Origin of the sequence: Halobacillus yeomjeoni, assembly GCF_020171525.1 — a bacterium.
Lineage (GTDB): Bacteria > Bacillota > Bacilli > Bacillales > Halobacillaceae > Halobacillus > Halobacillus yeomjeoni.
In genome coordinates this window covers 15,424-27,494 of the sequence record NZ_JAIVAI010000004.1, presented here as the reverse complement: position 1 = coordinate 27,494, position 12,071 = coordinate 15,424, and the positions used below count along the sequence as shown (strand labels likewise).

12 protein-coding genes are annotated in these 12,071 nt (G+C 42.6%); all 12 read left to right on the top strand.

The annotated features are described in order from the left end of the window. Positions 1-57 precede the first annotated feature (57 nt). The 12 genes from LCL89_RS12010 (at position 58) to LCL89_RS11955 (ending at position 12,018) form a co-directional block, all read left to right on the top strand. Entirely contained in the window at positions 58-1,260 is a 1,203-nt protein-coding gene (locus LCL89_RS12010; RefSeq protein WP_224810305.1) for a M24 family metallopeptidase, read from the top strand. After that, a complete protein-coding gene (locus tag LCL89_RS12005; RefSeq protein WP_224810428.1) occupies positions 1,215-2,240 on the top strand; it encodes a cyclodeaminase in 1,026 nt (341 codons plus the stop codon). The genes LCL89_RS12010 and LCL89_RS12005 overlap by 46 nt, the downstream gene beginning before the upstream one ends. Further along, on the top strand, positions 2,233-3,426 hold the full coding sequence (locus tag LCL89_RS12000; RefSeq protein WP_224810304.1) for a cystathionine gamma-synthase family protein: 1,194 nt from the start codon (positions 2,233-2,235) through the stop codon (positions 3,424-3,426). Before LCL89_RS12005 ends, LCL89_RS12000 begins: the two co-directional genes overlap by 8 nt. Positions 3,427-3,437: 11 nt before the next feature. After that, entirely contained in the window at positions 3,438-4,646 is a 1,209-nt protein-coding gene (locus tag LCL89_RS11995) for a M20 metallopeptidase family protein (RefSeq protein WP_224810303.1), read from the top strand. Further along, the gene (locus LCL89_RS11990; RefSeq protein WP_263620709.1) at positions 4,631-5,683 is read left to right on the top strand and encodes a homoserine dehydrogenase; all 1,053 of its coding nucleotides are present in this window, start codon (positions 4,631-4,633) and stop codon (positions 5,681-5,683) included. Before LCL89_RS11995 ends, LCL89_RS11990 begins: the two co-directional genes overlap by 16 nt. A 16-nt stretch (positions 5,684-5,699) precedes the next feature. Continuing rightward, positions 5,700-7,142, top strand: a complete 1,443-nt coding sequence (locus LCL89_RS11985; protein ID WP_224810302.1) for an aldehyde dehydrogenase family protein — start codon at positions 5,700-5,702, stop codon at positions 7,140-7,142. Positions 7,143-7,246: 104 nt separating this feature from the next. After that, positions 7,247-7,690, top strand: a complete 444-nt coding sequence (locus LCL89_RS11980) for a GNAT family N-acetyltransferase (RefSeq protein WP_224810301.1) — start codon at positions 7,247-7,249, stop codon at positions 7,688-7,690. A 90-nt stretch (positions 7,691-7,780) separates the two neighbouring features. Then, positions 7,781-7,987 carry a hypothetical protein gene (locus LCL89_RS11975; RefSeq protein WP_224810300.1) on the top strand — a complete coding sequence of 69 codons (207 nt, stop codon included), beginning with the start codon at positions 7,781-7,783 and terminating at the stop codon, positions 7,985-7,987. Between the two features lie 119 nt (positions 7,988-8,106). After that, positions 8,107-8,823, top strand: a complete 717-nt coding sequence (locus tag LCL89_RS11970) for a CAP domain-containing protein (RefSeq protein WP_224810299.1) — start codon at positions 8,107-8,109, stop codon at positions 8,821-8,823. Positions 8,824-8,886: 63 nt separating this feature from the next. Further along, positions 8,887-9,579 (top strand): GDSL-type esterase/lipase family protein, encoded by a 693-nt coding sequence (locus LCL89_RS11965; RefSeq protein ID WP_224810298.1) that lies wholly within the window; start codon positions 8,887-8,889, stop codon positions 9,577-9,579. Between the two features lie 75 nt (positions 9,580-9,654). Next, a complete protein-coding gene (locus LCL89_RS11960) occupies positions 9,655-10,647 on the top strand; it encodes a Gfo/Idh/MocA family protein (RefSeq protein ID WP_224810297.1) in 993 nt (330 codons plus the stop codon). A gap of 144 nt (positions 10,648-10,791) precedes the next feature. Beyond that, positions 10,792-12,018, top strand: coding sequence for an NAD(P)/FAD-dependent oxidoreductase (locus tag LCL89_RS11955; RefSeq protein ID WP_224810296.1), 1,227 nt, complete (start codon positions 10,792-10,794; stop codon positions 12,016-12,018). Positions 12,019-12,071: the final 53 nt, after the last annotated feature.

The following is a 12,071-nucleotide window of genomic DNA, read 5'->3' as shown; positions in this document are numbered from 1 at the left end:
GAAGCAATACAATAAATACATGAGTTATTATACTTTTCTGAAAAAGGAGAGGGGATAATGGTGCTTCCGTTTGATATTTTGGAATATCACCAACGCTTGAAGGAAACGAAACAGCGGATGGAAGAAAAGGGTATAGAAGTTTTATTAATTACAGATCCAGCAAACATGAATTATTTATCCGGTTACGATGCCTGGTCATTTTACGTACATCAGATGCTTGTGATCATTATAGATGAACCACAGCCCTTATGGATCGGTAGATATCAAGATGCAAACGGAGCTAAAGTGACGACGTGGATTTACGATGAAAACGTCATTCCTTATCCAGATTACTACGTCCAGTCAGACACTCATCATCCTATGGACTTCATAGCAGAAATTTTATTGCAGATCGGTCATGGAAACAGGCGGATCGGTGTGGAAAAAGACAACTATTATTTCACAGGAATGGCGCTTGAACGCTTAAAAAACGGGTTGAAAAACGCTGCATTTCTGGATGCTACCCTGCTTGTCAATCAGGTGAGGTTAATCAAATCTGATCAAGAAATTGAATACATGAGGCGCGCAGCCAAAATCACGGACTTAGCTATGGAAAAAGGCATTGAAAGTATCCAACCCGGGGTCAGAGAATGTGATACGGCGGCAGAGATCTATTACCACTTGGTGAAAGGCACGCCTGATTATGGAGGGGAATATCCGGCCATTGTGCCATTGATGCCGACCGGGGAACATACATCCATTCCTCATCTTACTTGGTCTGAGAAGCCTTTTATTGATGGGAATGCAGTGATCATAGAGATCGCCGGGTGCTATAAGCGTTATCACGTTCCTCTTGCTCGAACAGTTTCAATCGGACAACCAAATGAAAAATTGAAACAAGTCGCTCCTGTCGTATTGGAAGGCATCGAAAATGTGATGGCATTCGCGAAACCAGGCGTGACATGTGGAGAGTTGGAAGAGGTTTGGAGGAGAAGCATTAAAAAGCATGGATATGAAAAGGAAGCTCGTCTTGGTTATTCGGTCGGACTCAACTATCCACCGGACTGGGGTGAACATACAGGAAGTATTCGAAGAGGAGACAATACTGTCCTTCAAGCGAATATGACCTTCCACCTTATCCCTGCTCTCTGGTTTGATACAGATGGTATAGAAATCAGCGAAACGTTTCGTGTTACTGAGAAGGGCAGTGAAAGGTTTACGGCTTATCCTCAAGAATTGATTATAAGAGATCACTTGGATCTCAGTGGTCAAATCAGTTAAGGGGGGAGCAACTCATTTTAGTATTTAATAGAGACCAAATTGCCGAAGTCATTCGTTTGGACCAAAATCTCGTCAAAAGTATAGAGCAGGCCTTTGCCTCCCTTGCCACGAAAAAAATAGAGCTGCCTCCCATAATGAGAATCGACATCCCTGAACATAATGGCGAAGTGGATATAAAATCTGCATATGTTCAAGGTGAAGACAGCTTCGCTGTGAAAATATCAAGTGGTTTTTTCAATAATCCTGAGATCGGGCTTCCGAGTTCAGGAGGGATGATGATTCTTTTAAGTGCAAAAACGGGAACGCCTCAAGCGGTCCTATCAGATCACGGGCTTCTTACCGACCTCCGTACTGCTGCAGCAGGAGCTGTTTCCGCAAAATATGGAAGTCGCAGGGACAGCCGCATCGCAGGCATGATCGGGACGGGGGCGCAGGCAAGGTTGCAACTCGAAGCTCTTACTCTCGTCCGTCCTATTGAAAGGGTCTATGTTTACGGAAGAAGTAAGGAAAAAGCAGAAATATACAAAGAAGACATAGAAAGAAGTTTGGGACTTCACGTCGTTATATGTGACCATCCAGAAGCAGTTGCAGAATTCAGTGACATCCTGGTAACTACGACACCAGCTGTATCCCCATTGGTAGATGGGAATTGGTTGAAGCCTGGAGTCCACATTACCGCTATGGGTTCTGATGCAGAGCATAAAAAAGAATTGGACAATTCAGTGTTGGAAAGAGCGGATGTCATTTTTTGTGATGTCCTTGATCAGTCGCTTCGGTTAGGTGAACTTAGAGGTGCGGAAGATCACATCTTAGAGAAGACGATGGAGCTTGGACAGGTCATTACGGGTCAACAACAAGGACGAACTCATGAAAGCCAAATCACTCTATGCGACCTTACCGGTACAGGCATCCAAGATACTGCCATAGCGCGTCACGTCTATCCACTTTTGCTATCAAAGGAGGAATTGAAAAATGAATGAAGCTAGGTTCAGTACAAAATCCATCTGGGCTGGAGAGAAGGAGCAATTAGCTTTCGGAGCCACACAGGTTCCTGTCGTACACAGCGTATCTTTCGGTTATGACGATATGGATGAGTGGTACGAAGTGGCCGTGGGCCGCAAAGATGGACATATCTATGGAAGAAATACGAACCCCACTGTTCAGGCATTCGAGGAAAAAATACGAATCCTGGAAGGTGCTGAATCGGCCACAAGTTTTTCTACAGGTATGGCTGCTATAAGCAATACGCTCGGGACTCTTTTGTTTCCGGGCGATCGAGTCGTTTCGATAAAAGATACGTACGGGGGCACGAATAAAATATTTACTGAATTCCTGCCAAAACAACAGGTTGAAGTCGTTTTATGTGAAACGGGTGACCATGAAGCACTGGAAGAGGAAATATCAAAAGGGTGTAAGGTTCTATATTTGGAGAGCCCAACCAACCCAACAGTCAAAGTGACGGATATCAAGAGAATGGCCATCGCTGGAAAAGCAGTAGGAGCAACAGTTGTAGTCGACAATACGTTTGCAACACCTGTGAATCAAAATCCACTTGAATTAGGAGCGGATTTGGTCATTCATAGTGCAACAAAATTTCTTGGCGGCCATGCCGATGCTCTGGGTGGTGCCGTATGTGGAAGGAAGTCATTGGTTGAAGCTATTTACCATTATCGTGAAATAAATGGAGCTACTTTAGATCCGATGGCTGCCTATCTTTTATTAAGGGGAATGAAGACTTTGAAGTTAAGGGTCGATCAGCAAAATAAAAACGCTGCAGAAATCGCTGATTACCTGAAGTCATTTGATATGGTTGAAGCCGTTTATTATCCAGGTTTACCAGAGCATCCTCACCACGATATCGCTAAAACACAAATGAAAGGGTACGGAGGCATGTTGAGTTTTGCTGTCAAAGGCGGAGTAGATACTGTGAGAAATCTACTGCCTGAATTAAAATACGCCAATCGTGCTGCGAATTTAGGTTCTGTAGAAACAGTGGTCGGTCCCTCAAGGACGACAAGCCACGTAGAGTGTACTCCGGAGGAACGGGCAGCAATGGGTATTCCTGAGGGGTTAGTCCGGTATTCTGCAGGAATTGAAGACATTGAAGATTTAAAAGAGGATTTATCTCAGGCCTTCAAAAAATTACAAACCTACGCTAAAAACTAGGAGAAATAAAAATGAACCTCAAAAAACCGGACTTAGCTGATCAATGCAAGCTATTATTTGATGATCTGGTTGAATGGAGACGACACTTTCATACCTACCCTGAACTAAGCTTTCAGGAGGCGCAGACAAGTAAGAAGGTCGTTGACCTTTTGGAATCCTTCGGAGGGTTTGAAATTGAAAAAGGAGTGGGTGGCTATGGTGTGGTTGCCACCCTTTCTTATGGTCCGGGACCTGTGGTGGGGATCAGGGCGGATATGGATGCTCTTCCAATTCAAGAACAAAACTCTTTTTCATGGAAGTCAAGAAACCCCGGTGTCATGCATGCGTGTGGACATGATGCTCACACCGCGATTTTGCTGGGAATTGCTCGTTTACTCTCGATGGGGGTTTTATCAGGTGAAGGCGTCAAAGGGACCATTAAATTAATTTTTCAGCCTGCAGAAGAAAAAGCGGATAAAAGTGGAGAGACCGGAGCAGTGAAGATGCTTCAAACCGGCAGATTATCTGATATGGATGCCGTACTTGCCCTCCACATGTGTCCTTGGAGATCAAGAGGGCAGTTACAAATGCATGACGGTCCCAGCATGGCGAACAATGATGAGTTTCATATTCGTGTTAAAGGTAGCGGAGGCCATGCAGGTTACCCTCAACATGCAGTAGACCCGATTTGGATTTCAGCACATGTATTATCGTTTCTATATAGCTCGAATGGTCGAAAGGTGGATCCGATGGACGTCGGGGTTATCAGTATTGGTGAAATTCACGCTGGTGAAGCGAGTAACATCATTCCGGATGTAGTGGATATTAAAGGAACCTGCCGATCTTATACAGAAGCGGTCCGCAGCACACTCATCGAGCAGATTCATCAAATTCCCGGAATGGTGAAAATACTTGGCGGAGAGTGTGAGGTCAATGTTATCCAAGGAGAGCCGGCTTTGGTGAATGATAAAAGAGTAAATGATGCCATAAAATCAGCTGCCGGTCCGATGGAAATCATTCACCAACCTTTTGGAATGGGGAGCGAAGACTTCAGTCATTTCAGTAAAGTTATACCTGGAGCTATGTTCTTTTTAGGGTGTGGATTAGATAGAAAAACAAATCTACATCAACCTGACTTTGATTTCGATGATTGGGCCATGGTTGACGGGGTCCAAGTCATGGTGGGCAGTGTCTTTCAATTATTGAATCGAATAGGAGGAGAAGCATGGCAATCAAATTAGCAATTGTGGGTTTTGGAGGAGTCGGTCAATCTCTAACTCAAATTTTGCAGGACCGTGAAGAAATGCTCCGAAGCGAGTATGGAGTTGAGGTGATTATAGTAGCTGTTTCAGATTTAATGAAAGGATCCGTCTACGACTCAACAGGCCTTGATATCGACACTCTCTTTCAATGCCTTCAGAACCAAGGGACGGTAGATGCTTATCCAGATCAAGATACTGTGGTGAAAGGGTGGACTAGTCTTGAAACCATCACGAATTCAAATGCAGATGTCATCGTAGAAGCTACTTTTACAGATGTTCACACGGGAGAGCCAGCCATTAGTCATTGTCTTACAGCTTTTAAAAATAGAAAGAGCGTAATTACCACAAACAAAGGTCCTGTAGCGTTAGCCTATCGTGAGCTTGCGGAAGTAGCTGTTCAAAATCAGCAGTTTTTTGGAATTGAAGGAACAGTGATGAGCGGAACACCTGCATTACGTTTACCTTTAGAGACTCTTTCAGGTAATGAAATAAAAGAAATTACCGGGATTTTGAATGGGACAACGAATTATATGCTTTGTGAAATGGAGAAAGGTCTCTCCTATGAAGAAGCATTAAAAAATGCACAAAACAACGGGTATGCTGAAGCAGATCCTACAAATGATGTAGAAGGCTATGACGCTCGATATAAGGCAGTCATATTAGCCAATTATGTCATGGGTATTCCATTAACTCCAGATGAAGTGGAATGCACTGGAATCACCGGGTTGACGAGAGAGGACATCACAAAAGCCGGCAAAGACGAAGAAACCTGGCGTCTGATCACCCGTATTCAACGAAAGAACGAAGAAGTGACTGCTACAGTAAAACCTGAACGAATATCAAAATCAAGTCCTTTAGCAAGTGTACAGGGGGCAGCAAATGCTGTTATCTACGACTGTGACTTAGCAGGTCCGATCATGCTGACAGGTGCGGGGGCAGGATTGAAAGAGACCGGTTTTTCTTTATTGATTGACCTTATTCACTACAGGAAACAACAAGCGTTGCAAAAACTGTAAAAGGAGGAATTCTTACATGCAGACAAAGGTGGACACGGTGCCAATGCTTCTTGGAGGCGAATGGGTTCATACAGAAGGTATATTTGAAGTTGAGAACCCTCAAAGTCAAGAAATGATAGCTCGGGTGCCTTTGGCATCTAAACAGGACATGACCCATGCGATTGAGAAAGCACATCAAGCTTTCGTAGAATCCAATACTATACCGACGCACGAAAGGATGAGAATTCTAACTTATGTTGCCGATTTTTTAGTCGAGCATTCAGAAGACTACGCCCGCGTTATTGCTTCTGAAGGCAGTAAAACAATTAAAGAAGCCCGATCAGAGGTTAAAAGAGCCTCCCAAACGCTCCGGATCAGTGCAGAAGAAGCCAGGAGGATGAAAGGGGAAACCATCAATTTCGATCAAAATGAGGGCAGTGAGAACCGCATAGGTTACCACTACCGTTTCCCAATAGGTGTAATTGGAGCGATTACTCCTTTCAATGATCCTTTGAATTTAGTCGCTCATAAAGTTGGTCCGGCCATAGCCTCGGGAAACGCGATCGTCGTAAAACCTGCTTCTGTAACTCCACTGAGTGCTTTGAAACTGGCAGAAGCCTTTATGGAGGCAGGGTTACCAGAAGGGTTTTTATCTGTCATCACGGGTTCAGGAAAAGAGTTAGGTGAAAACCTTGTCACTCATCCACTCGTACAAATGGTTTCTTTTACCGGCGGTTCTCAAGCTGGAAGGAGAGTTACTGAAAAGGCTGGGATAAAAAAAGTGAGCATGGAACTCGGTTCTAATTCTCCTGTAATCATTTTAGCTGATGCAGACATAGAGGGTGCAGTAAAATCGTGTGTTTCCGGAGCTTTTTCGGCTGCAGGGCAGAACTGTATCGGTGTTCAAAGAATATATGTCGAAAAAGAAGTCTATCCTCATTTTTTAGACTCATTTGTAAGCTCTACATTGGAATTGAAAGTCGGAGACAAAATGGATGAAACCACAGATGTCGGTCCGATGATTGAAGAGACAGAAGCGGTGAGAGTAGAGAAATGGGTGGAGGAAGCGGTCCTTGAGGGTGCAACAATTGAAGCAGGAGGTAAAAGAGAAGGGAACTTTTACTACCCTACGGTTCTAACTGGAGTTCCGCACCATGCGCAGATAGCTAAAGAAGAAATATTCGGTCCCGTAGTGATGATCGAAGCAGTGGAAAGTTTGGAAGAAGGAGTCAATAAATCAAATCAAGTCAACTATGGTTTACATGCCGGCATCTTCACGAAAAACATTGACCATTCCTTTTATGCCATTAAGCATATGAATGTCGGGGGAATCATGATCAATGATAGCAGCGACTATCGGATTGATGAAATGCCTTTCGGAGGTACAAAAGGTTCTGGAATTGGCCGCGAAGGTGTCAAATATGCCATAGAATCGATGACGGAACAAAAAGTTGTATGTTTTAAATTAGAAGAGAAGTAAAGATTTTTATTGAAGGCCTTATTATATAAGCGTGAACTCCAAAGAGTTCATGCTTTTTTTGTTATACTTTAAGGAAAAGTATGGCAGAAGAAGGTGTTGATCAAATGGAATTTTGTTTTAAACCTATTGAAAAAGAGTCATTAGATATTATAAACACGTGGGATTATGACGGTTTTATCGAAAAAGTGATTATGAAGCCATATTACGAATCCCTAAAAACGAAAGGAAAGCTCATTGGTCCGGGAGGGAGCGAAGGGTTCGTAGCATATTCTGATCAAGAGCCGGTAGGATTATTTGAATATATCGTCGATGGAAAGCAACTGGAGATCGGTTTAGCTCTGAGGCCTGATTTGGTAGGACGAGGGTACGGGAAAACCTTTGTGGAACAAGGAATTAAATTCGGCACGGAATATTATCCTGGTACCATCAATTCGATTAAACTTACCGTAGATGTTGATAATAAACCGGCTATACGGGTGTATGAAAAAGCAGGATTTAAATTGATTGGACAAGAGGGAAACGAAGTCAAAATGCACATGTTCTTATGAAATGTTCGTTTACTATTCTTTGATAGTTCGTTCCTGGAAATGTTTTGTAGGTCAAGGTTCGGGTAAACCATCCTAAAAGGAGGTTTTCTTTTGGCACAATTTTACGTGAACCAAAATCAGCAATCGAACGGTGATCATGAGGTGCATCAAGAAGGCTGTAAATTCATGCCTTTTGAAAAAAATCTTCTCGACCTTGGTGGTTTTACCGACTGCAGTGACGCTTTGGATGAAGCAAAAAATACCTATGATCAAGTGAACGGATGTGACAACTGTTGTCCAGATTGCCACATAACGTAAATACCTGCCGCTATGTTGTTACATAGCGGTTTTTTTAGTGGAAAATGGCAGCTTCACTTCAGGATAAAATCCTCCTCAAGGTACATAGTAAAAGTGACGAACTTTTAAGGAGGATAACTATGAAAAAAGTCTATTTCTTAATCATAATAAGCGTTCTTATGATGGTGTTCCTGGCTGCTTGTAATACAGAAGAAGCTGCAAGAAACCGTAAAGACACCAATAATCTGGAGAACGTAAGTTTTGGTCCTGGTGATCAAGGAATACAACCGCACCAGGACGCAGGGGAGACTGCACCTGGACAAAACCGCGTAGATGCAAACATTCCATATGAAGGTTTGAATCCAAACGGACCTAATGGCTCTATTATGGGGCTGGATATGTATGAGCAGGCCGATCGATATAAAAATCAAGGTGACGATCACCTCGGTTCAAACAAGGAGCGTATTGATCAAGTCAATGGTGCTTTCCAAAGTGAAGTTGTACAATTGACGAACCAAGCTCGTAAGAAAAACGGTTTAAAACCTTTGAAAAACAGTGCTCAAGTAGCCAAAGTTGCCCAGAAAAAGGCGGAAGATATGGCGGAAAACAAATATTTTTCTCATACTTCCCCCACATACGGAACACCTTTTGACATGTTGAAAGAATTCGGTGTCGAATACAGAATAGCAGCTGAAAATATTGCTGCAGGTCAACAAACCCCGGATCAAGTCGTAAAGGGATGGCTGAATAGTCCCAACCACCGCCGGAACATCATGAACAAGAACTTGACTCATATTGGAGTCGGTTTCGATGAAGATGGTCAATATTGGACTCAGATGTTCATAAGGGAAAAATAACGCTGCAAGACGCGTGGGTCTCCAAGCGTCTTGTTTTACATAAATGAGCAAAGGGGGAACGACATGAAGAACATAGTGATCGTAATTATACTCCTTTTATCTTCTGTTCCGGGACATGTGTCAGCTCATACTGAACAGCATTTGGTGGCATTAGGGGACTCAATTCCTTTTGGCTACCATTTATCAAAAGACGAAAAAAAACCTTCCCAATATGCATTTCCGTTCATTATTGGACAGAAAAAAGGATTAGAAGTAAGGAATATAGCTGTTCCGGGAATGACGTCTAAACAATTATATGAAGCAGTTCTTACAGATAAGTCGTATAGAGAGTCTATAAAAGATGCCGATTATGTCATCGTTTATATTGGTGGGAATGACTTATTGAATGTCGTCAAAAGAAATGGAGGCATTCAAGGGATTGAAATAAAAGAAGTCATCCCTGTCCTGCGTGACTGGATGTATCACCTGTTTTCAACGATACTTGAAATTGACAAATTGACTGAAGGGAAAATTCTCGTATACAACATCTACAATCCATACCCTGAATCGGACCAGCAGCTGGAGACGGTTTTATATTATATCAATCAGCAACTTGCATCTTTAGTTAAATTGATGAGCCACTTTACAGATATCGAACTCATAGATGCACATAAAGCATTCAGAGGGCATCCGGATTATATATTGAAGGGAGATGTCCATCCATCAAAAAAGGGTCAGACCGTGTTGGCTAAAAAAGCATTGAGGTATATCCACTGAAGACCGCACAAGGTGTAGGTCTTTTTTATTCTCATGTATAATGAAATCATATTGCTTTGAAAGGAGTGGAGGTCTTTGGTTCGTTTCGGAATCATTGGTACCAATACGATTACAGATAAATTGATTCATGCAGCTTCTCAACATCCTCAATTTGAATTGACAGCTGTTTATTCGAGAACAGAAGAAAGAGCTGAGGAGTTTGCATCCAAACATGGTGCATCATACACCTATACAACGATTGAAGAATTTGTGGCGAGCAGTCAAATGGATGCTGTTTATATCGCAAGCCCCAATGCTTTTCACAAAGAACAAGCGATTGCTTGTATGAAACAAGGGAAGCATGTTCTTTGTGAAAAGCCAATGGCTTCGAATGTTGATGAGGTTGAAGAAATGCTCTCAGTGGCTGAAGAAGAAGGAGTACTTCTCATGGAAGCGGTAAAATCCACTCTTATGCCGGGATTTTTAAAAGTGAAAGACAACTTACATAAAATTGGACGAGTGCGCCGTTTCGTAGGGAATTTCTGCAAGTACTCTTCCCGCTATGATGCATACAAAGAGGGTACAGTAATGAATGCGTTCAACCCGAAATTTTCTAATGGTTCTTTAATGGACATGGGGGTTTACGGAATTTACCCTATGGTCGTCTTATTCGGGGAGCCTCAGTCGTTGCGTGGAAATGCATTGTTTCTAGAATCAGGCGTGGATGGAGAAGGAAGCATAACTGCTGTTTATGACGAGATGGAAGCAATCATCATGTTCTCTAAAATCCAAACCTCTCATACTCCCTCTGAAATTCAAGGGGAAGAGGGGGCAATACTGATTGAAGATATTTCAGAACCAAGCAATATTGAAATTCGGTACAATAATGGAAAGGTTGAAGACCTATCCGTCCAACAGGACTTTGATCCGATGTACTATGAGATGAACGAGTTCATCAAGTTGATCGAGAATGGTGAAAAACAATCGGTGATCAACTCCCATCTAAGCTCAACTCTGGCATCAAGGATCATGACCGAAGCAAGAAAGCAGATCGGGCTGGCATTCCCGGCAGACCTTAAGCAGGCATAACATGCCTGCTTTTTTTGTGTGCTTTGAATTATCTTTTCCTCCCCTCTGAAGATGAATTTTAAGAGATAAACGCTGTTAAAAACATATCTTATCGTGAATAGCCCCATACTAAAGAAAAGTAAGGAAAAGGGGGGCAGCGATGCCATGGATGTTCAATCCGGAAGTTATTATTGGCCATCTACATTCAAAGATGCACCGAAGTATTCACCTTTAGATAAAGATATATCCTGTGATGTGTTGATTGTAGGAGGTGGAACAGCAGGAGCTCAAAGTGCCTATTATCTTGCCGATACAGGTCTCGAGGTAGTGGTCATTGAAAAAGAAATCATTGGACTCGGGAGTTCAGCGACAAATACGTGTTTACTCCAGTACTCTGGGGATAAAATGTTTACAGATCTCATCCATAGTTTCGGAGATGATTATATCACCAGACATCTGCAGTTGTGTCAGCACGCAATTGATGAAATTGAAAAGGCTTCTCAAGAGATTGCTTTTGATGCGGACTTTACGAGAAGGGATACACTGTATTATGTCAGTGAACAGAAAGACTTAGAATCGCTGCAGAAAGAATGCCGATGGCTTCAGGAAAGAGGGGCGCCGGTGGAATGGGTGTCTGAGAAATGGATTCGAAATCATTATTCTTTTTCAAGGCTTGGAGCCATTTATTCAAAGAATGATGCAGAGATGAACCCCTATGTATTTACCCATGGATTATTTTCGTATGTTCACAAAAGAGGGGTGAAGGTGTACGAGCACACCGGAATGGTCGGTGAGCATTACGAAAATCAACAACCGGTCATCCGCACGAATACTGGTCATTCCATCCATGCTAAAACCGTCGTCTATGCTGCAGGTTATGAATGTATGGAAATAAAAACAGAGAAAAAGGCACGTTTTGAAAGCACTTATACGATGACAACCGCTCCGGTGGCTTCTTTCACGGGGTGGTATAAGCAAACGTTATTATGGGAGACGGCGCGTCCATACATTTATATGCGAACGACTCCGGATAACCGCATTATCATAGGAGGACTGGATGAAACCATTGACGATGCAGAAGAGCGGGATCAAAAAATGATTCACAAACGTGACTTGTTAGTCAAAGAGTTGAATGCCCGCTTCCCGGATATAACTGTAGAGCCTGAATTTTTTGCGGCAGCTTTTTACGGGGGAATGGTCGATGGACTTCCGATGATTGGAAGCTACAAGGAATATCCGAACAGTTACTTCCTTTTAGGATATGGAGATAATGGGACTGTGTACAACATGTTACTGGCAAAAATCATAAGAGACAGCATTGTAGGTGAGAATGACGATCTGTCTCTTTACTTACCGCATCGACCTATGAAGATGAAAAAGTTATATAAGTGATGGTGTGCTGATATTAAACATCATCTATATTTTGAATGAAAGTACTCTGCCTC